Here is a 19,331-nt window from a genome sequence, read left to right as displayed (position 1 = left end):
CCGCCATGGGGCGCATCCGGGTCGGCATCTCGGGATGGCGCTACCCGGCGTGGCGCGGCACCTTCTACCCGCCGGGCCTGGTGCAGCGCGAGGAGCTGGCCTTCGCCGCGGGCCGACTGACCTCCATCGAGGTCAACGGCTCCTTCTACTCCCTGCAGCGCCCGGGCAGCTACGCGGCCTGGCGGGACCAGACGCCCGAGGACTTCGTCTTCGCGGTCAAGGGCGGGCGCTTCATCACCCACCTGAAGAAGCTCGCCGGCGTCGAGACAGCGCTGGCCAACTTCTTCGCCTCCGGGGTGCTGGCGCTCGGGCCCAAGCTCGGCCCGGTGCTGTGGCAGCTGCCGCCGACGCTGGGCTTCGACGCCGGGCGCCTCGCCGACTTCTTCGCCCAGCTGCCACGCACGCAGGACGAGGTGGCGGCGCTGGCCCGCCGCCATGACGACAAGCTGGCGGACGACCAGGTGCTCACCGCGCCGCTCGCCGGCCTCGGCCCCACCCGGGTCCGCCACGCCCTCGAGGTGCGCCATGCGAGCTTCGCCACCGCGGAGCTGACCGCCCTTCTCCGCGAGCACGACGTGGCCGTGGTCGTCGCCGACACCGCGGGGAAGTGGCCGATGATCGAGGAGGTCACCTCCGACTTCGCCTACGTGCGGCTGCACGGGGCCGAGGAGCTCTACGCCAGCGGCTACACCCCGGAGGCGCTGCAGCGGTGGGCCACGACGGTGCGCGGGTGGGCCGACGGCGGGGCCGACGTCTTCGTCTACTTCGACAACGACGCCAAGGTCCGCGCGCCCTTCGACGCCCAGGCCCTCATCGCCCTCCTCGCCCCGCCCCGCTGACCGGTCGTCCCGCGCCCGGACGCCGCCGAACGGTCCACAAGCGGACGCAATAGAGTGGCCGCGAGCAGACTGCCCTCACCCCCTCTTGCCGTGACGGAGAGCCCGCATGACCGCTGACCAGACCTTCTACGGCCCCGACTTCGGGGCCCTCCAGGAGCAGGACCCCGAGATCGCGGGGGTGCTCCTCTCCGAGCTCGACCGGGTCCGCAGCGGCCTGCAGCTGATCGCGAGCGAGAACCTCACCAGCCCCGCGGTCCTCGCGGCCCTGGGCTCGACGCTGTCCAACAAGTACGCCGAGGGCTACCCGGGCCGGCGCTACTACGGCGGCTGCTCGGAGGTCGACAAGGCCGAGAGCATCGGCATCGAGCGGGCCAAGCGGCTCTTCGACGCCGACCACGCCAACCTCCAGCCGCACTCGGGCGCCAGCGCCAACCAGGCGGTCTACGGGGCGTTCTGCCAGCCCGGCGACACCATCCTGGCGATGTCCCTGCCGCACGGCGGTCACCTGACCCACGGCACGAAGGTCTCCTTCAGTGGCAAGTGGTTCAACGCGGTCCACTACGGCGTCAACAAGGACACCGAGGACATCGACTACGACCAGGTGCGTGACCTCGCCCGCGAGCACAAGCCCAAGGTCATCGTCGCCGGCGGCTCGGCGATCCCGCGCCTGATCGACTTCCAGTTCTTCCGCGAGGTCGCCGACGAGGTCGGCGCGATCTTCTGGGTCGACGCCGCGCACTTCATCGGCCTCGTCGCCGGAAAGGCGATCCCCAGCCCGGTGCCCTACGCGGACGTGGTCACCTTCACCACCCACAAGGTCCTGCGCGGCCCGCGCGGTGGCGCGCTGGTCTGCAAGGAGGAGCACGCCGCCAAGCTCGACAAGGCCGTGTTCCCGATGATGCAGGGCGGCCCGCTGATGCACGCCATCGCGGCCAAGGCGGTCAACTTCGGCGAGTGCCTGCGCCCGGAGTACCAGACCTACGCCAAGCAGGTCATCGCCAACGCCCAGCAGCTGGCGACGTCGCTGGGGGAGAAGGGCATCCGCCCGATCACCGGCGGCACCGACACCCACCTGTCGCTGCACGACCTCCAGGGCGTCGGTGTCACGGGCAAGGACGCAGAGGCGCGCTCCGACGCGGCCGGCATCGTCCTGAACAAGAACGCCATCCCGTTCGACCCGCAGCCGCCGAACACCGCCTCGGGCATCCGCGTCGGCACCCCGTCGGTCACCACCCAGGGCATGGGCACCGAGGAGATGAAGGTCATCGCCGACCTCATCCACCGCGCGGTCACCCAGACCGACGGCGACCCCGACCACGCCGTCGCCAAGGACGTCCGCGCGGAGGTGGGCGACCTCGTGAGCCGCTTCCCGGCATACCCTCGCGGGTAGCAGCACCATCCGTCGAACCGAGGCGATCGCGTGAGGGAGTACCTCCTGGTCCTCGTCGTGGCCGCAGCCATGACGTACGTCGCGACCCCGTTCGTGCGGTGGGTCGCCGTGGCGACCGGGGCCTTCACTCCCGTCCGCGAGCGTGACGTGCACGCGGTGCCGATCCCGCGCCTCGGCGGGGTCGGCATCCTCATCGGGTTCGTCTCGGCGTGGCTGGTCGCGACCCAGCTGCCCTACCTCTCGCAGGTGTTCCCGACCGGGGAGCCGATGGGGGTGCTGCTCGGTGCGGTGATCGTCTGCGCCGTCGGCGCCCTGGACGACATGCGCGAGCTGGACTGGGTCACCAAGCTGGCCGGGCAGATGCTGGCCGCGGGGATCATGGCGTTCAAGGGCGTGCAGCTGCTGCAGCTGCCGCTGTTCGGCGTGACGATCCTGCCGACGCCGGTGCTGGTCGCGCTGACCATCCTCATCGTCATCATCTCGATCAACGCGGTGAACTTCATCGACGGCCTCGACGGCCTGGCCGCCGGGGTCGTGGCGATCGCCGCGCTGTCCTTCTTCGCCTACTCCTACCTGCTCTCGCGCAGCTACGACCCGCCGAACGTGTTCTCCTCGGCGACCTTCGTCACGGCGGCCCTGGTCGGCTGCTGCGCCGGGTTCCTGCCGCACAACTTCCACCCGGCGCGGCTGTTCATGGGCGACTCGGGGGCGCTGCTGCTCGGCCTGCTGCTCGCGGCGGCCACCATCTCGATGACCGGCAACGTCGACCCGTCGTCGGTGAGCAAGGACCAGGTCACCGCGGCGTTCCTGCCCATCCTGCTGCCGCTGGCGATCCTGTCGCTGCCGCTGCTGGACGTCCTGCTGGCGGTCGTGCGGCGCACCCGCGCCGGCATGCGGCCCTGGCACGCGGACGCCGGGCACCTGCACCACCGCATGCTCAAGATCGGCCACGGCCACCGGCGTGCGGTGCTCCTGCTCTACCTGTGGGCGGCGGTGGTCTCCCTCGGTGCGGTGTCCTTCGCCTTCCCCGGAGTGGACATCTGGGTGTCGATCGGGGTGATCCTCGGGGCCTGCGGCCTGGCCGTCGCCCTCACCGTGGGCCTACCCCGATGGAGGCCGCACGGGCGCTTGTGATACCTTTCACAAGCACCTCAAAGAAACCTGTGAACGCTCGTCCGCCGGTTTCCGAAGGGTCGCAACGCCCGTCGCGAGACGCCCTCCAGACGCCCACGATCAGGCAGGCCCAGACATGACCGAGCAGCACACCCCAGCACCCGCGGCCCCGTTCGCCGCGATGCTGCGCGGCGCTCTCGTGCCGACCCTCGTGGCGGCCCCGGTCATCGTCATCGCGCTCTGGGTGGCCCGCTCCGCCCGCGGCGGGCTGGCCGCCCTGCTCGCCGTCGTGGTCACCATCGCCTTCTTCGCCGGCGGCCTCCTGGTGATGAAGCGGGTGACCAACGACAACCCGCTCTCGCTGCTCGCCGGTGCCCTGGCCGTTTACCTGGGGCAGGTCATCTTCCTCGGCGTCGTCATCTTCGGCCTCTCCGGCGCGAGCTGGGTCGACGGCACGGCGTTCGGCATCGCGGCCCTTGCCGTGACGCTCGTCTGGCAGGTCGGCCAGGTGCTCGCCTTCGTGCGCATGCGCAAGAGCGTGTATGACGAGCCGCCCACCTCCCCGGGTGCGCCCGGAGCGGGGGAGTGACATGGTGAACCGAGGAGCTGTCCGTGAGCGACGATCACCCGACCACACCCGGTCCGAGCGGGCCGCCGGACCCCGATGCTGGGCACCCCCGGCTGGAGGAGTCCGCGGCGTGGGGCGTCGTCTCCTACCTGATCTCCGGACCCGTCCTCTTCGGCGGGATCGGGTTGGCTCTGGACCACTGGCTGGGCACGGGCTTCCTCGTCGTGGTGGGCCTGCTCGTGGGAATGGCCACGTCGCTGTACCTCGTGTGGTTCAGGTACGGTACGTCGAAGTGACTTCCGTGGCGCGCACGAGCGCGCGCTGCGTGATGGCCGGTGCTGTCGCAGCGGTCCGCCGGGGCGCCTCCGCCCCCCTGATTGGTTCGTCGCAATTCGAGGAGACCCTGTGAGCCTGAACGTGCTGGCCACGCTGAGCGGCCTGCCGGCCGAAGGCAGTGGATTCCAGTCGCCGACACCGGCGGAGTTCTACCAGCCGCTGATCGGTGACGGGCCCTTCGCCATCACCCGCGCCGCCGTCGTCATCCTCCTGTCCGTCGCGCTCATCGGGTGGGTCCTCGTGGCCACCACCAGGCGCGCCGCCATCGTCCCGGGCAAGGGCCAGTGGCTGACGGAGAGCGTCTACAACCTGGTGCGCAACACCATCGCCCGCGACATCATCGGCAGCAGGGACTTCCTGCGCTTCGTGCCGCTGCTGTTCTCGATGTTCGTGCTGATCCTGGTCAACAACCTGTTCGGCGTCATCCCGCCGGTGCAGTTCCCGACCATGAGCCGCGTCGGCTTCCCGATCGCGCTGACCCTGGTGGTCTACGTGGTCTACCACTACCTCGGCTTCAAGAAGCACGGCTTCGCCGGCTACTTCAAGTCGATGATCCCGGACGGCCTGCCCAAGGGGATCCTGCCGCTCATCGTGCCGCTCGAGCTGATGACCTACTTCATCACCCGGCCGCTGACGCTGGCGCTGCGACTCTTCGGCAACATGTTCGCCGGTCACATGCTCCTGCTGCTGTTCATCACCGGTGGCGAGTACATGCTGATCCACGGCGCCTTCGGCCTGAAGATCGTCTCCGTCGGCTCCTTCGGCATGGCGTTCGTCATGACCATCTTCGAGGCGCTGATCGAGTTCCTGCAGGCGCTGATCTTCACCCTGCTGGCCGCGACCTACATCGCCGGCGCCCTCGCGGACGAGCACTGACGCTCGCGCTGCGACCACAGCTGCACGACCCACAACTGAACACCCACACCACAGACTTCCGGGCGGTGACGTGCCGCGCGGGACACCAAGAACGAAAGAGGAAGACATCGTGACCGGTAACATCGCGATCCTGGGCTACGGCCTCTCCGCCATCGGCCCCGGCGTCGGCATCGGCCTGATCTTCGCCGCCTACATCAACGGCGTCGCCCGTCAGCCCGAGGCTCGCGGCATGCTGCAGTCCATCGCCATCCTGGGCTTCGCCCTCGCTGAGGCGCTCGCCATCTTCGGTCTGGTTCTCGCCTTCGTCTTCAAGGGCTGACGTACCACCACCCGTAGCACCACTTTTGGCACCAAGGCACTAGGAGAACCCCGTGCAGCTACTCGCCAGCACGTCGCACATTGCGGCTTTGGCGACCGCGGGTGAGGCCGACAAGCTCCCGGTTCTGCCCCACTGGGGCGAGCTGATCTTCGGTCTCATCGCGATCGCCATCCTGTACGTCATCGTGCAGAAGAAGGTCGTGCCCAACCTCGAGAAGGCCTACGCCGACCGCACTGCGGCCATCGAGGGCGGCATGCACAAGGCTGAGGAGGCGCAGCAGGAGGCCCAGGCCGCGCTCGAGCAGTACAAGGCTCAGCTCGCCGAGGCCCGCGCCGAGGCTGCGCGCATCCGCGAGGAGGCGCGCGAGCAGGGCGCCGCGATCGTCGCGGAGATGCGCACCCAGGCCCAGACCGAGGCCGCCCGCATCACCGAGGCCGCGCACAAGCAGATCGAGGCCGAGCGCCAGCAGGCGTTCATCTCGCTGCGCAGCGAGGTCGGTCGCATCTCGACCGACCTGGCCAGCCGCATCGTCGGCGAGTCGCTGGAGGACGAGACCCGCCAGAAGGGCATCGTCGACCGGTTCCTCGCCGAGCTCGAGTCCGGCTCGATCCGTCCCGAGGCCGTCACCGCCGGCTCCGGCGAGCACGGGCAGGGCATCTGATGCGTGGCTCCTCCCGCGCGGCCTTCGCCGCCGGTCACGACGCCTTCACGGCGGCGCTGGGCAGCGGCGCCGACTGGGCGACGCTGACCGAGGACCTGTTCGGCATGACCGGGGCGATCGACTCCAGTGCCTCGCTGCGCCGGGCGCTGGCCGACCCCTCGCGTGAGGCCTCGGCCAAGCGCGAGCTGGTCGGCCGGCTCTTCGGCGGCAAGGTCGGCGACGCCGCCCTCTCGGTGCTCTCCGAGCTGGTGGCGCACCGCTGGTCCGAGGAGCGCGACCTCACCGACGCGCTCGAGCTCCTGGCCGTCGAGACCGTGACCGCCACCGCCGAGGCGGGCGGGCGCCTCGACGCCCTCGAGGACGAGCTGTTCCGCTTCGGTCGCGTCGTCGCCGGCACGCCGGCGCTGCGTGACGCGGTGACCGACCGCAACGCCGAGAAGGCGGCGCAGGCCGACCTCATCGGGCGGCTCCTCCAGGGCAAGGCCACCGCCGAGTCGGTGCGCCTGGCCCGTCAGGCGGTCCTGGCCCCCCGTGGTCGTCGTTTCGACCGCACCATCGAGCTCTACCTCAAGGTCGCGGCCAAGCGTCGCGAGCAGCTCACCGCCACGGCCACCGCGGCCGTCGCGCTCGACGACGCGCAGCGTCGTCGGCTGGCCGAGGCCCTGTCCGGCATCTACGGCCGCGCAGTGCAGGTCAACGTCGTCGTCGACCCCGCGGTCGTCGGAGGCATCCGGGTGCAGATCGGCGACGAGGTCGTCGACGGCACCATGCTGCGCCGTCTGGAAGAGGCGCGCAGGCTGCTCGCCGGCTGACCGGCATACCGCTGCAGCGCACGCACCACCGCACAACTTCAAGGCTTGTCAACACCGGTCCACGAAGGACCGCACCAGAGGAGAGAGACACTGATGGCGGAGCTCACGATCCGTCCGGAGGAGATCCGGGACGCACTGGACAGCTTTGTCCAGTCCTACGAGCCCGGCGCGGCCTCCCGCGAAGAGGTCGGCCGCGTCACCGACGCCGGTGACGGTATCGCTCACGTCGAGGGTCTGCCCTCGGCGATGACCAACGAGCTGCTGCAGTTCGAGGACGGCACGCTCGGCATCGCCCTGAACCTCGACGTCCACGAGATCGGTGTCGTCGTCCTCGGTGACTTCTCCGGCATCGAGGAGGGCCAGGAGGTCAAGCGCACGGGCGAGGTCCTCTCGGTCCCCGTCGGCGACGCCTTCCTCGGCCGCGTCGTCAACCCGCTCGGCCAGCCGATCGACGGCCTCGGCGAGATCGCGAGCGAGACCCGTCGCGCCCTCGAGCTGCAGGCCCCGACGGTCGTCCAGCGCAAGTCGGTCCACGAGCCGCTGCAGACCGGCCTCAAGGCCGTCGACGCCATGACCCCGATCGGTCGCGGCCAGCGTCAGCTGATCATCGGTGACCGCCAGACCGGCAAGACCGCCGTGGCGATCGACACGATCATCAACCAGAAGCAGAACTGGGAGACCGGCGACCCGAACCAGCAGGTTCGCTGCATCTACGTCGCCATCGGCCAGAAGGGCTCCACGATCGCTGCCGTCCGCGGCACGCTCGAGGAGGCCGGCGCGCTGGAGTACACCACCATCGTCGCCGCCCCGGCGTCCGACGCGGCGGGCTTCAAGTACCTCGCGCCCTACACCGGCTCCGCCATCGGCCAGCACTGGATGTACCAGGGCAAGCACGTCCTGATCATCTTCGACGACCTGTCCAAGCAGGCCGAGGCCTACCGCGCCGTGTCGCTGCTGCTGCGCCGCCCGCCGGGCCGCGAGGCCTACCCCGGTGACGTCTTCTACCTGCACAGCCGTCTGCTCGAGCGTTGCGCCAAGCTCTCCGACGACCTGGGCGCGGGCTCGATGACCGGCCTGCCGATCATCGAGACCAAGGCGGGTGACGTCTCGGCCTACATCCCGACCAACGTCATCTCCATCACCGACGGCCAGATCTACCTCCAGGCCGACCTGTTCAACTCCAACGTCCGCCCGGCGATCGACGTCGGTGTCTCCGTCTCCCGGGTCGGTGGCTCCGCGCAGATCAAGGCGATGAAGGAGGTCTCCGGTCGTCTGAAGCTCGACCTCGCGCAGTTCCGCGCGATGGAGGCCTTCGCGATGTTCGCCTCCGACCTGGACCCGGCCTCGCGTGCACAGCTGGCCAAGGGTGCGCGCCTGGTGGAGCTGCTCAAGCAGCGCCAGTCGGCGCCGTTCCCGGTCGAGGAGCAGGTCGTCTCGATCTGGGCCGGCACCACGGGCCAGCTCGACGACGTCGCGGTCACCGACGTGTCCCGCTTCGAGGGCGAGTTCCTCGACTACCTGCGTCGCGAGAAGTCGGGCCTGCTCTCGGCCATCCGCGAGTCCAAGAAGTTCGCGGACGAGACCCGCTCGGGCCTCGAGGACGCCGTCAAGGCGTTCAAGGACCAGTTCCAGGCCGGCGGCACCGACGAGGTCCCGCTGGGCCACGAGCCCGAGGCCGGCGAGATCGGCGCTGACGAGGTCGAGCAGGAGCAGATCGTCAAGCAGAAGCACTGAGGTCGTCCGCCGGGGGCGCGCACCGCGCCCCCGGCGGTCACCCTCGCTCGGCGAGCGATCGCCATACCGGAACGTCAGCAGCGAAACTTAGGAGAGGCGGAAAGCTATGGGAGCGCAGATGCGGGTCTACCGCCAGCGCATCCGGTCCGTCCAGGCGACCAAGAAGATCACGCGTGCCATGGAGCTCATCGCGGCCTCGCGCGTCGTGAAGGCCCAGCAGCGGGTCAAGGAATCCAGCCCGTATGCGCGGGCGCTCACCCGGGCGGTCTCGGCCGTCGCGACGTACTCCAACGTCGACCACCCGCTGACCACGGAGCACCCGACGGTCCGCCGTGCGGGCGTCGTGATCATCACCAGCGACCGCGGTCTCGCCGGCGCCTACTCCTCCTCCGTGCTCAAGGAGAGCGAGCGGCTCGCCGAGAAGCTGCGCAACGAGGGCAAGGAGGTCGTGCCCTACCTCGTCGGTCGCAAGGCGTCGGGCTTCTACAAGTTCCGTCGTCGTGAGTTCGCCGCCGAGTGGAGCGGCTTCTCCGACAGCCCGACCTTCGAGGCGGCCCGGGAGATCGGCGAGCGGATCGTCGCCGACTTCATCCTCGGCCACGAGGAGGGCGGCCTCGATGAGGTCCACGTCGTGTTCACCCGCTTCGTCAACATGGTGACGCAGGAGCCCGAGGTCATCCGGCTGCTGCCCCTGGAGGTCGTCGAGGGCGAGGAGCCCCCGGCCCCGGACGACGTGCTGCCGCTCTACGAGTTCGAGCCGTCGGCCGAGCAGGTGCTCGACGCGCTGCTGCCGAAGTACGTGACCGCTCGTCTCTTCAACTGCCTGCTGCAGTCCGCGGCCTCCGAGCTCGCGGCCCGCCAGCGTGCGATGAAGTCGGCGACGGACAACGCGGAGGAGCTCATCCGCAAGTACACCCGGTTGGCCAACCAGGCCCGCCAGGCCGAGATCACCCAAGAGATCAGCGAGATCGTGGGCGGCGCCAGCGCCCTCGCGGACGCCAAGTAAGAAGGAACTAGGAAATGACTGCGACTGTTACCGAAGGCACGGCGGGCACCGTGGCCGGCGGCGTCGGCCGGATCTCCCGCATCATCGGCCCCGTCGTCGACGTGGAGTTCCCCGTTGACGCCATGCCCGAGCAGTACAACCTGCTCACCACCACGGTGGAGCTCTCGGGCGAGACGAAGAACATCAACCTCGAGGTCGCCCAGCACATCGGCGACAACATGGTCCGCGCCATCTCCCTGCAGCCCACCGACGGTCTCGTCCGGGGCTCGGCGGTGCAGGACACCGGCGGTCCGATCACCGTGCCCGTCGGTGACGTCACCCTGGGCAAGGTCTTCAACACCACCGGTGAGGTCATGAACCTCGCCGAGGGCGAGACCTTCGAGGCCAAGGAGCGCTGGGGCATCCACCGCAGCGCCCCGGCCTTCGACCAGCTCGAGTCCAAGACCCAGATGTTCGAGACCGGCATCAAGGTCATCGACCTGCTGACCCCCTACGTCCAGGGTGGCAAGATCGGCCTGTTCGGTGGCGCCGGTGTCGGCAAGACCGTCCTCATCCAGGAGATGATCGCCCGGGTCGCCCGCGACCACGGTGGTGTCTCCGTGTTCGCCGGTGTCGGCGAGCGCACCCGTGAGGGCAACGACCTCATGGTCGAGATGGAAGAGGCCGGCGTCCTCGGCCAGACCGCCCTGGTCTTCGGCCAGATGGACGAGCCGCCGGGCACGCGTCTGCGCGTCGCCCTGTCCGCCCTGACGATGGCGGAGTACTTCCGCGACGTGCAGAAGCAGGACGTGCTCCTCTTCATCGACAACATCTTCCGCTTCACCCAGGCCGGTTCCGAGGTCTCCACCCTCCTCGGTCGTATGCCGTCCGCCGTGGGCTACCAGCCCACCCTCGCCGACGAGATGGGTGTGCTCCAGGAGCGCATCACCTCCACGCGTGGCCACTCGATCACCTCGATGCAGGCGATCTACGTGCCGGCGGACGACTACACCGACCCGGCCCCGGCCACGACGTTCGCCCACCTCGACGCGACCACCGAGCTCAGCCGCGAGATCGCCTCGCTCGGTATCTACCCCGCGGTGGACCCGCTGACGTCGACCTCGCGGATCCTCGACCGTCGTTACATCTCCGAGGAGCACTACACCACCGCGGTCCGCGTGAAGCAGATCCTGCAGCGCAACAAGGAGCTGCAGGACATCATCGCGATCCTCGGTATCGACGAGCTCTCCGAAGAGGACAAGATCCTCGTCAACCGCGCCCGTCGCATCCAGCGCTTCCTGTCGCAGAACACCTACGTTGCCAAGCAGTTCACCGGCATCGAGGGCTCGACGGTGCCGCTGGTCGACACGATCGAGGCCTTCACCAAGATCGCCGACGGTGACTACGACCACGTCGCCGAGCAGGCCTTCTTCATGTGCGGTGGCCTCGACGACGTCGAGCGCCAGTGGGCGGAGATCCAGAAGAACCTCTGACTTCAGCGAAGGCTCAGGACGAAGGGCCGGCACCCCGCGTGGTGCCGGCCCTTCGGCGTGTCCGGGGCCGAAGCCAGGCCGCGGCGCACGGCCTCGGCGCGGGTGGAGGCCGGGGTCGGGAGGGCTCCGCGGCCCGGCTAGACTGCGCGGACACGATCGTGAGCGGAGGATCCCGTGAGTCAGTTGCAGGTGGAGCTCGTCGCCGCCGACCGCAAGGTCTGGGAGGGCGAGGCCCGTCAGGTCAGCGCACGCACCGTCGACGGTGAGCTGGGCATCCTGCCCGGCCACACGCCGCTGCTGGGCGTGCTCGTGACCGGTGAGGTCCGCATCGAGTCCACCACCGGCGAGAAGCACGTCGCCACCGTGGACGGCGGGTTCCTGTCGGTCGACCACGACCACGTCACCATCGTCGCCGAGGCGGTCGACGCCTCCGGCATCCCCGCCTGAGCAGGACGTGAGCGGCTGGCTTCTCCCCGGTGAGGTGCTGGTTGCTGCCCTGCTGGCCGTCGTCCTGGTGGTGACGGCCACGGTGTTCGCCCGGAGGCGGACCATCGCGCGGGGCGAGCCCCTCGTCGTCTGCGCCGTGCGCGACGCCGGCTCGGGGCGCTGGCGCGTCGGGCTGGCGCGCTACGGCGCTTCGGGGCTGGACTGGTTCACCCTCGGCGGCCTGTCCCTGCGGCCGTCCCGGCACTGGCAGCGCACCCGGCTCGAGATCGGCGCACCGCGCCGGCTGGAGCCGGGCGACCACCTCGACGTCCTGCCCGACGCCGTGGCGGTGGCCTGCCACTACGACAACCAGACGTTCGACCTGGCGCTGTCCCCGGGTCCCTACACCGCCCTGCGGTCCTGGCTCGAGGCCTCGCCGCCCGGCTTCAACGTCAACGTCGCCTGAGCAACCAGGCGCCGAGATCGACGAAGGCGACACCAAACCGCGGGTTTGGTGTCGCCTCCGTCGATCTCTCGGCGAGTAGACGGTCAGCGCTTGGCCGGGGGCTCCTCGCGGCCACCGCCGGGCTGCCACAGGACGTCGCCGCCGGCGGTGAGGTTGGCGACCCGGGCCAGGATGAACAGCAGGTCCGAGAGCCGGTTCAGGTAGGTCGCCGCGAGCGGGTTGATGCCGCCGGGACGCTCGTCGTCGCCAGGCTGGTCGCCGTAGGTCTCCAGGGCGGCCCATGTGGCGCGCTCGGCCCGGCGCGCGACGGTGCGGGCCACGTGCAGGTAGGCCGAACCGGGCGTGCCGCCGGGCAGGATGAACGAGCGCAGCTTCTCCAGCTCGTCGTTGAAGGTGTCACAGTCGGCCTCGAGCTCCTCGACCCAGCGGGGCTGGACCCGCAGCGGCGGGTGGGCGTAGGACTGCGCCAGCGGCGTGCACAGGTCGGCACCCACGTCGAACAGGTCGTTCTGGATGCGGGTCAGCACCGCTCGCACGTCCGGGCGCAGCTCGCTGCAGGCCAGGGCCACGCCGATGGCGCTGTTGGCCTCGTCGGTGTCGGCGTAGGCGGCGAGGCGCACGTCGGTCTTGCTGGTGCGACTGAAGTCGCCGAGCGCCGTCGTGCCCGTGTCGCCGGTCCGGGTGTAGATCCGCGTGAGGTTGACCATGTCCCGAATGCTCGCAGATAGGCTCCATGCCGTGATGGAGAGGTTCCGCGTCGTCGGTGGGTCGTCCCTGCGTGGTGAGGTCACCGTGGTGGGCGCGAAGAACAGTGCCCTGAAGCTCATGGCCGCAGCGCTGCTCGCGAGCGGCCGGACCCGGTTGACCAACATGCCGGCGATCCTGGACGTCACGATCATGGCCGAGCTGTTGCGCCGCCTGGGGTGCGTCGTCGACTACGACGCCGAGGCGGGGGTCGTCGAGATCGACGTCCCCGAGACCATCGGGCACCGTGCCGACTACGACCTGGTCCGCGCCCTGCGCGCCTCGATCTCGGTCCTGGGCCCGCTCGTCGCCCGATGCGGCGAGGCCGACGTGGCCATCCCCGGAGGCGACGCGATCGGCTCTCGCGGGTTGGACCTGCACGCCGCCGGCCTCGAGACACTCGGCGCCAAGGTCCACGTGACCCACGGCTACCTCATCGCCGAGGCGCCGAACGGCCTGCGCGGTGGGCAGATCCGGCTGGACTTCCCCAGCGTCGGGGCCACGGAGAACGTGCTCACGGCGGCGGTCCTCGCCCGTGGCACCACCGTGCTGACCAACGCCGCCCGCGAGCCGGAGATCGTCGACATCGCCGCGATGCTCACCGACATGGGCGCGCGCATCTCCGGTGCCGGCACGTCGGTCATCGAGATCGAGGGGGTCCCTGTCCTGCACCCGGTCGAGCACGCCGTGCTGCCCGACCGGATCGCGGCCGGCACGTGGGCCTTCGCCGCCGCCACGACCCGCGGCGACGTCGAGGTCGTCGGGGGAGTGGCCGACCACCTCGCCATCGCCCTCGACCTGCTCGCCAGTGCCGGGGCGTCGGTGGGCGCGACCGACCGCGGGTTCCGGGTCAGCGCCCTCGACGGCCGGCCCCGTGCCTTCGACGTCGCGACGCTGCCCTACCCCGGCTTCCCGACCGACCTGCAGCCGTTCGCCCTGGCCTACAACGCGGTCGCCGACGGCAGCGCCATGATCACCGAGAACCTCTTCGAAGCGCGCTTCCGCACCGTGCAGGAGCTGGCCCGTCTCGGGGCCGAGGCGCGCATCGACGGCCACCACGTAATGCTCCACGGGGTCGACCAGCTCTCCGGGGCCCCGGTCGAGGCCAGCGACATCCGCGCCGGGGCGGCCCTGGTCATCGCCGGCCTGGTGGCCGACGGGGTCACCACGGTGAGCGGCGCGCACCACATCGACCGCGGCTACGCGGGCTTCGCCGACGCGATGCAGCGGCTGGGAGCCGACGTCACCCGCGAGCCGGACGACCCGGCATACCTCTGACCGCTCCGGGGACGCTCCCAGGGTGTCGGCCGGGCGGTGTCAGGGCGGCCCGCTACCGTCCTGGGCAGCGGGCGGCGACCATCGTCACCGGATCGTGACCGGCCGACCGACAACCATCTCGCGTCCCAGGGCGTCTTCCCTGGTGACGCGACACCGCGGACGAGGGGGCGGGCGATGACTGCACGCGAGGCTGCATCGGTGCCGGACGTGTTCCTGCGCGAGACCCGGGCGGGTCAGGAGGTCGAGCTCGGCGGACGGCTAGACGTGCACTCCGTCGCCGACCTGCGGGTCCTGCTGCACGAGGTCCTCGCGCACGGTGAGGGTGACCTGCTGGTCCACCTGGCCGAGGCCGAGGTCGGCGACGCCACCGGCCTCGGGCTGATCGTGGGGACCCACCACCGGGCCAGGCGGCTGGGCCGGCGGCTCGTCCTCGTCGACGTCTCCCCGCGGCTGGACCGGCTGCTGCGCAGCTCGCGGCTGCACCGCGTCATCGCCCGCGCCGACGGTCCCGCCGATCGCACTGTGGTGCCTCTCACCGCCTGAGGTCCTCCCGTCCGGTGGTTACCCGCCGGTACTTTCGGCCCATGGGAGAACGCAGCCGTCCGTGGGTCATGCGCACGTATGCCGGTCACTCCAGTGCCGCAGCGAGCAACGAGCTCTACCGCCGCAACCTGGCCAAGGGGCAGACCGGCCTGTCGGTGGCCTTCGACCTGCCGACGCAGACCGGCTATGACCCCGACCACGTGCTCTCCCGTGGGGAGGTCGGCAAGGTGGGCGTCCCGATCTCGCACATCGGCGACATGCGGGCCCTGTTCGACGGCATCCCGCTGGCCGAGATGAACACCTCGATGACGATCAACGCCACCGCGATGTGGCTGCTCTCGCTCTACCAGGTGGCCGCGGAGGAGCAGGCCGAGGCGGCAGGGCAGGACCCGGCCGAGGTGGTCCGACGCCTCGCCGGGACCACCCAGAACGACATCATCAAGGAGTACCTCTCCCGCGGGACCTACGTCTTCGCGCCGGCGCCGTCGCTGCGGCTGATCACCGACATGGTCGCCTACACGGTGGCCGAGATCCCGAAGTGGAACCCGACCAACATCTGCAGCTACCACCTGCAGGAGGCCGGGGCGACGCCCGTGCAGGAGATCGCCTACGCGATGTGCACCGCGATCGCCGTGCTCGACGCGGTGCGCGACTCCGGGCAGGTGCCCGAGGAGCGCTTCGGTGAGGTCGTCGCGCGGATCTCGTTCTTCGTCAACGCCGGGGTGCGCTTCGTCGAGGAGATGTGCAAGATGCGGGCGTTCGTCCAGCTGTGGGACGAGCTGACCCTCGAGCGCTACGGCGTGCAGGACCCCAAGCACCGCCGGTTCCGTTACGGCGTGCAGGTCAACTCCCTCGGCCTGACCGAGGCCCAGCCGGAGAACAACGTCCAGCGCATCGTCCTGGAGATGCTGGCCGTCACCCTGTCCAAGGACGCCCGCGCCCGGGCCATCCAGCTCCCGGCGTGGAACGAGGCCCTCGGCCTGCCGCGGCCGTGGGACCAGCAGTGGTCGCTGCGGATGCAGCAGGTCCTCGCCTACGAGTCCGACCTGCTGGAGTACGACGACCTCTTCACCGGCTCCCAGGTCGTCGAGGCAAAGGTGGCCGAGCTCGTCGCCGGGGCCAAGGCCGAGATCGACCGCGTCCAGGAGATGGGCGGGGCGGTGGCGGCCGTGGAGTCCGGCTACATGAAGTCCGCGCTGGTCGCCTCGCACTCCCGGCGCCGCCAGCGCATCGAGGCCGGCGAGGACGTCGTGGTGGGGGTCAACAAGTTCGAGACGACCGAGCCCAACCCGCTGACCGCCGACCTCGACGCCGCGATCCAGACCGTGGACCACGCCGTGGAGGCCCGGGCGGCCGAGGCGGTCGCCCGCTGGCGTGCCGAGCGTGACGCCGACGAGACCGGCCGGGCCGCCGTCGAGTCCGCGCTGGCGCGCCTGCAGGCCGACGCCCGGTCCGGCGCCAACCTTATGGCTGCCTCGCTCGAGGCCGCCCGCGCGGGGGTCACCACGGGGGAGTGGGCCGGTGCCCTGCGCGAGGTCTTCGGGGAGTACCGCGCGCCCACCGGGGTCTCCGGCTCGGTCGGGGTCTCCTCGGGCGAGGCGACCGACTCGGCGCTCGTCCGGGTCCGCGAGCAGGTGAAGGCGACCGGCGAGGAGCTCGGCGGCCGGCTCCGGCTGCTCGTGGGCAAGCCCGGCCTCGACGGCCACAGCAACGGCGCCGAGCAGGTCGCCGTCCGGGCCCGGGACGCCGGCTTCGAGGTCGTCTACCAAGGCATCCGGCTCACCCCGGAGCAGATCGTCTCCGCCGCCGTGGCCGAGGACGTCCACTGCGTCGGGCTCTCGGTGCTGTCCGGGTCCCACATGGAGCTCGTGCCGCAGGTCCTCGAGGGCCTGAAGGCCGCCGGGGTCCACGACGTGCCGGTCATCGTCGGCGGGATCATCCCGGAGAGCGACGCCGCCAGGTTGCGGGAGCTGGGCGTGGCCGCGGTGTTCACGCCCAAGGACTTCGGGCTCACCGACATCATGGGTGAGATCGTGGCGACCATCCGCGCCGCCCGCGGGCTGCCCGCACTCGGGGAGCCGGTCCCGGCCTGAGGCGTCGCCGGCGGCTCACCAGTGGGCGGGGCGCTCCAGGCCGTCGGGCAGGCGCGTGCGCGCGTCGCCGCGGGCGGCGTGGACCTGGGGCTGGGTGAGGAACAGCGCGCCGGTCAGGTCCGCGCCCGACAGGTCGGCGCCGCGCAGGTCCGCCCCGATGAGGTCGGCCCGCCGCAGGTCCGCCTCGCGCAGGTCCGCCCCCAGCAGCAGCGCCCCGCGCAGGCTCGCCCCACGCAGGTCGGCGCCGCGCAGCCGGGCGCCGACGAGGTCCGCGCCGCGGTGGTCGCGTCGCCGTCCCGGCAGCCCGGCGCGGGCGGCCTGGCTGGCCTCCAGCAACAGGAGGTTGGCGCGCTCGCGGACCGGACCGACGTCCAGCGACTGCAGGGCCGCCGCGTCCTGACGAGAGATCTCCTCCACCTCCGCGAGCACCCGCTCGAGCCGTGGGTGCACCGCCGCGGCCTCGACCAGCTCCAGTGCCTCGGTGAGGTACCACAGCAGCTCGTGCAGCTGGCGCACGACGGGGAAGACGGCGAACATCTCCCGCGCCGTCTGCGGGTCCTGGCGCCAGTCCCGGCCGCCGAAGGTCTGCCGGGACACCTTCTGCCCGGCGCCGAAGCAGTCGTAGACCGTGCACCCGGCGAAGCCGCTCTCGCGCAGCCGGTCGTGGATCCCGCAGCGGAAGTCGGTCTGCAGGTTGGGGCACGGGCGCCCGGCCGGCTTGTCCAGGGCGAAGTCCGCCGACGCGGCGAACGGCAGCGCCACGCAGCACAGGCTGAAGCAGCTCGCGCAGTCGGCGCGCAGCCCGAGCTCGACGCGGGTCGGGCTCATGCGGGCTCGCCCCAGGCCACGGCCAGCCGCCGCACCACCTCGGCCACGCGCTGCGGCGAGGTCGCGAGGTTGACCCGCACGTGCCCCTCACCACCGGGGCCGAACGTCACCCCCTCGTTCACGAGCACCCGCCCGCGCTCGCGGGCCACGGCCGCCGGGTCGGCGAGGCCGTAGGCGCGGGCGTCGACCCACGCGAGGTAGGTGGCCTCCAGCGGGCGCACCTGCGCGGCCGGCAGGTGCGTGGCCACCAGCTCGGCGAAGAGCCGCCGGTTGTCCTCCAGGCGCGCCAGCAGCGCGTCCAGCCAGGGGCCGCCGTCCCGGTATGCCGCGCACGCGGCGACGTGCCCCATGGGGCTCGCGCCGTGGTTGGCCACGGGGGGCAGCGCGCGCAGGGCCTTCAGGTCCGCGGTGCTGCCGGCGACGAGCTGGGCGCTCTTGAGCCCCGGGACGTTCCACGCCTTGCTGGCCGAGACCAGGGTCGTGGTGTGCTCCGCGGTGCCGTCGAGGCTGGCGTAGGGGACGTGCTCGTGGCCGGGCAGCACGAGCGGGGCGTGGATCTCGTCGCTGACGACGCGCGCGCCGTGCCGCAGCACGACCTCGCGCAGCCCCTCCAGCTCGGCGCGGGTGAAGGCCCGCCCCCAGGGGTTGTGCGGGTTGGACAGCAGGATCGTGCGCGCCCCGGCGGCGAAGGCGGCGTCGATCCGCTCGAGGTCGAGGGTGGCCACCGGCGCGTCGGGGTCCAGCGCCAGCGTGACGATCTGCCGCCCGCTCAGCGGCACCACGTCGAGGAAGGGCATGTAGGCCGGGGTCGGCACGACCACGGGCGCAGGCTCGCACAGCGTCTCCAGCGCCAGGTGCACCCCGGCCATCACGTCGCCGGTGAGGACGACCGAGCCCGGGTCCACGGACCAGCCCCAGCGCTCGGCTGCGAAGCCGGCCAGGGCCTCGGGCACGCCGGTCGCGTCGTCCATGGCGGGGTAGCCCACGTCACCGCGCTCCACCGCGTCGTGCAGCGCGGCGCTGATCGGACCGGCGAGGGCGAAGTCCATCTCGGCCACCCACGCGGGCAGGACGTCGGCGGGCCCGTAGGTCCACTTGATGCTGCCCCGGGCCCGCAGCTGCTCATCGGTCAGGTCGACGACGCTCATGGGCCGATCCTGCCAGCCGCGCGCAGTGGCGGCCGGACGGCATACAGTCCGGGGCGTGAGTGACCTGCAGTGTGCCGCGACCCTGCTGGTGTCCCGGCACGGCGACGCGGAGTACGCCCGGCCCGGCCACCTCTCCGACGACGGCGGGTGGCTCTCGGACACCGGCGAGCGGCAGGTGCGCGACCTCGTGGACAGCCTGCGGGGCGAGCGGGTCGCGGCCGTCTGGTCGAGCACCATGGACCGCGCGGTGGAGTCGGCCGCCCTGGCCGCCGAGCTGCTCGGGGTGCCGGTGCGGACCCTGGACGGGCTGCAGGAGTTCTCCGTCGGCGAGCTCGCCGGGGTCAGCTACCACGACCCCCGAGCCCAGGCCGTCTTCGACCGCTGGCTCGCCGGGGACCTGGACGCGGGCTGCCCGGGTGGGGAGGACGGGCACGCCCTCGTGGCGCGCTACCGCGAGGCGGTGGAGACGATCGCCGACCAGCACCGCGGCGAGACGGTGCTGGTCTTCAGCCACGGTGGCGTCATGTCGCTGGTGATCCCCAGGCTCGCGCTCAACGTGCGCCCGGACCTGGCCGCCCGGCGGTTCCTGCCCAACTGCGTGCCGGCCGAGGTCGCCGTCGATGCCGACGGCTGGGTCGTCCGTTCGTGGCCGGGGACCACGGACCCCTCGGTCGTCTGA

The 19,331-nt window shown here is 71.3% G+C and carries 21 protein-coding genes; 18 read left to right on the top strand and 3 right to left on the bottom strand.

Annotated elements, in window-relative coordinates; genetic code table 11:
- Positions 1–5: 5 nt before the first annotated feature.
- The 14 genes from AC3ANM_RS06540 (at position 6) to AC3ANM_RS06475 (ending at position 12,018) form a co-directional block, all read left to right on the top strand.
- A complete protein-coding gene (locus tag AC3ANM_RS06540; RefSeq protein WP_488287334.1) occupies positions 6–839 on the top strand; it encodes a DUF72 domain-containing protein in 834 nt (277 codons plus the stop codon).
- 106 nt (positions 840–945) lie between these two features.
- Entirely contained in the window at positions 946–2,229 is a 1,284-nt protein-coding gene (locus tag AC3ANM_RS06535; RefSeq protein ID WP_488287333.1) for a serine hydroxymethyltransferase, read from the top strand.
- Positions 2,230–2,259: 30 nt separating this feature from the next.
- A complete protein-coding gene (locus AC3ANM_RS06530; RefSeq protein WP_488287332.1) occupies positions 2,260–3,363 on the top strand; it encodes a glycosyltransferase family 4 protein in 1,104 nt (367 codons plus the stop codon).
- A gap of 115 nt (positions 3,364–3,478) precedes the next feature.
- Positions 3,479–3,931: a hypothetical protein gene (locus AC3ANM_RS06525; RefSeq protein WP_488287331.1), complete on the top strand. Its 453-nt coding sequence runs from the start codon at positions 3,479–3,481 to the stop codon at positions 3,929–3,931.
- A 23-nt stretch (positions 3,932–3,954) separates the two neighbouring features.
- Positions 3,955–4,206: a hypothetical protein gene (locus tag AC3ANM_RS06520; protein ID WP_488287330.1), complete on the top strand. Its 252-nt coding sequence runs from the start codon at positions 3,955–3,957 to the stop codon at positions 4,204–4,206.
- 109 nt (positions 4,207–4,315) lie between these two features.
- Entirely contained in the window at positions 4,316–5,122 is an 807-nt protein-coding gene (gene atpB, locus AC3ANM_RS06515) for a F0F1 ATP synthase subunit A (RefSeq protein WP_488287329.1), read from the top strand.
- A gap of 109 nt (positions 5,123–5,231) precedes the next feature.
- Positions 5,232–5,441, top strand: a complete 210-nt coding sequence (gene atpE, locus AC3ANM_RS06510) for an ATP synthase F0 subunit C (protein WP_331109336.1) — start codon at positions 5,232–5,234, stop codon at positions 5,439–5,441.
- Between the two features lie 52 nt (positions 5,442–5,493).
- Entirely contained in the window at positions 5,494–6,102 is a 609-nt protein-coding gene (locus AC3ANM_RS06505) for a F0F1 ATP synthase subunit B (protein ID WP_488287328.1), read from the top strand.
- Entirely contained in the window at positions 6,102–6,914 is an 813-nt protein-coding gene (locus AC3ANM_RS06500; protein WP_488287327.1) for a F0F1 ATP synthase subunit delta, read from the top strand. Before AC3ANM_RS06505 ends, AC3ANM_RS06500 begins: the two co-directional genes overlap by 1 nt.
- 93 nt (positions 6,915–7,007) lie before the next feature.
- Complete coding sequence (atpA, locus tag AC3ANM_RS06495; RefSeq protein WP_488287326.1) at positions 7,008–8,648, top strand: F0F1 ATP synthase subunit alpha; 1,641 nt, start codon at positions 7,008–7,010, stop codon at positions 8,646–8,648.
- A gap of 106 nt (positions 8,649–8,754) precedes the next feature.
- The gene (locus AC3ANM_RS06490; RefSeq protein ID WP_488287325.1) at positions 8,755–9,654 is read left to right on the top strand and encodes a F0F1 ATP synthase subunit gamma; all 900 of its coding nucleotides are present in this window, start codon (positions 8,755–8,757) and stop codon (positions 9,652–9,654) included.
- A gap of 14 nt (positions 9,655–9,668) precedes the next feature.
- Entirely contained in the window at positions 9,669–11,126 is a 1,458-nt protein-coding gene (gene atpD / locus AC3ANM_RS06485; RefSeq protein WP_488287324.1) for a F0F1 ATP synthase subunit beta, read from the top strand.
- Between the two features lie 174 nt (positions 11,127–11,300).
- Positions 11,301–11,573: a F0F1 ATP synthase subunit epsilon gene (locus AC3ANM_RS06480; protein WP_488287323.1), complete on the top strand. Its 273-nt coding sequence runs from the start codon at positions 11,301–11,303 to the stop codon at positions 11,571–11,573.
- Positions 11,574–11,580: 7 nt separating this feature from the next.
- Positions 11,581–12,018 carry a DUF2550 domain-containing protein gene (locus AC3ANM_RS06475; protein WP_488287322.1) on the top strand — a complete coding sequence of 146 codons (438 nt, stop codon included), beginning with the start codon at positions 11,581–11,583 and terminating at the stop codon, positions 12,016–12,018.
- Positions 12,019–12,101: 83 nt separating this feature from the next.
- Here the strand turns inward: AC3ANM_RS06475 and AC3ANM_RS06470 are convergent, their stop codons facing one another.
- Positions 12,102–12,725: a cob(I)yrinic acid a,c-diamide adenosyltransferase gene (locus tag AC3ANM_RS06470; RefSeq protein ID WP_488287321.1), complete on the bottom strand. Its 624-nt coding sequence runs from the start codon at positions 12,723–12,725 to the stop codon at positions 12,102–12,104.
- 34 nt (positions 12,726–12,759) lie between these two features.
- Here AC3ANM_RS06470 and murA point away from each other — a divergent pair, with 34 nt between their 5' ends.
- The 3 genes from murA (at position 12,760) to AC3ANM_RS06455 (ending at position 16,676) form a co-directional block, all read left to right on the top strand.
- Positions 12,760–14,040, top strand: coding sequence for a UDP-N-acetylglucosamine 1-carboxyvinyltransferase (murA, locus tag AC3ANM_RS06465; protein WP_488287920.1), 1,281 nt, complete (start codon positions 12,760–12,762; stop codon positions 14,038–14,040).
- Between the two features lie 174 nt (positions 14,041–14,214).
- Entirely contained in the window at positions 14,215–14,583 is a 369-nt protein-coding gene (locus AC3ANM_RS06460) for an STAS domain-containing protein (RefSeq protein WP_488287320.1), read from the top strand.
- A gap of 41 nt (positions 14,584–14,624) precedes the next feature.
- Positions 14,625–16,676 carry a protein meaA gene (locus tag AC3ANM_RS06455; RefSeq protein ID WP_488287319.1) on the top strand — a complete coding sequence of 684 codons (2,052 nt, stop codon included), beginning with the start codon at positions 14,625–14,627 and terminating at the stop codon, positions 16,674–16,676.
- Positions 16,677–16,691: 15 nt separating this feature from the next.
- On the opposite strand, the gene AC3ANM_RS06450 is transcribed toward AC3ANM_RS06455, so the two are convergent.
- Both AC3ANM_RS06450 and AC3ANM_RS06445 read right to left on the bottom strand, forming a co-directional pair.
- Positions 16,692–17,504 carry a pentapeptide repeat-containing protein gene (locus AC3ANM_RS06450; protein ID WP_488287318.1) on the bottom strand — a complete coding sequence of 271 codons (813 nt, stop codon included), beginning with the start codon at positions 17,502–17,504 and terminating at the stop codon, positions 16,692–16,694.
- Complete coding sequence (locus AC3ANM_RS06445; protein WP_488287317.1) at positions 17,501–18,652, bottom strand: MalY/PatB family protein; 1,152 nt, start codon at positions 18,650–18,652, stop codon at positions 17,501–17,503. Before AC3ANM_RS06445 ends, AC3ANM_RS06450 begins: the two co-directional genes overlap by 4 nt.
- A 55-nt stretch (positions 18,653–18,707) precedes the next feature.
- Between AC3ANM_RS06445 and AC3ANM_RS06440 the strand changes: the two genes are divergently transcribed.
- Positions 18,708–19,331 carry a histidine phosphatase family protein gene (locus AC3ANM_RS06440; protein ID WP_488287316.1) on the top strand — a complete coding sequence of 208 codons (624 nt, stop codon included), beginning with the start codon at positions 18,708–18,710 and terminating at the stop codon, positions 19,329–19,331.

Source organism: Oryzihumus sp. JJN4-3R (genome assembly GCF_057747915.1).
This window is presented reverse-complemented; position numbering and strand designations above follow the sequence as displayed.

Bases quoted from the DNA above. Each gene is read 5' to 3' on its own strand.
- AC3ANM_RS06540 (WP_488287334.1), top strand. From the start codon at position 6: ATGGGGCGCATCCGGGTCGGCATCTCGGGATGGCGCTACCCGGCGTGG.
- AC3ANM_RS06535 (WP_488287333.1), top strand. From the start codon at position 946: ATGACCGCTGACCAGACCTTCTACGGCCCCGACTTCGGGGCCCTCCAG.
- AC3ANM_RS06525 (WP_488287331.1), top strand. From the start codon at position 3,479: ATGACCGAGCAGCACACCCCAGCACCCGCGGCCCCGTTCGCCGCGATG.
- AC3ANM_RS06500 (WP_488287327.1), top strand. From the start codon at position 6,102: ATGCGTGGCTCCTCCCGCGCGGCCTTCGCCGCCGGTCACGACGCCTTC.
- atpA (WP_488287326.1), top strand. From the start codon at position 7,008: ATGGCGGAGCTCACGATCCGTCCGGAGGAGATCCGGGACGCACTGGAC.
- AC3ANM_RS06490 (WP_488287325.1), top strand. From the start codon at position 8,755: ATGGGAGCGCAGATGCGGGTCTACCGCCAGCGCATCCGGTCCGTCCAG.
- atpD (WP_488287324.1), top strand. From the start codon at position 9,669: ATGACTGCGACTGTTACCGAAGGCACGGCGGGCACCGTGGCCGGCGGC.
- AC3ANM_RS06470 (WP_488287321.1), bottom strand. From the start codon at position 12,725: ATGGTCAACCTCACGCGGATCTACACCCGGACCGGCGACACGGGCACG.
- murA (WP_488287920.1), top strand. From the start codon at position 12,760: ATGGAGAGGTTCCGCGTCGTCGGTGGGTCGTCCCTGCGTGGTGAGGTC.
- AC3ANM_RS06460 (WP_488287320.1), top strand. From the start codon at position 14,215: ATGACTGCACGCGAGGCTGCATCGGTGCCGGACGTGTTCCTGCGCGAG.
- AC3ANM_RS06455 (WP_488287319.1), top strand. From the start codon at position 14,625: ATGGGAGAACGCAGCCGTCCGTGGGTCATGCGCACGTATGCCGGTCAC.
- AC3ANM_RS06450 (WP_488287318.1), bottom strand. From the start codon at position 17,504: ATGAGCCCGACCCGCGTCGAGCTCGGGCTGCGCGCCGACTGCGCGAGC.
- AC3ANM_RS06445 (WP_488287317.1), bottom strand. From the start codon at position 18,652: ATGAGCGTCGTCGACCTGACCGATGAGCAGCTGCGGGCCCGGGGCAGC.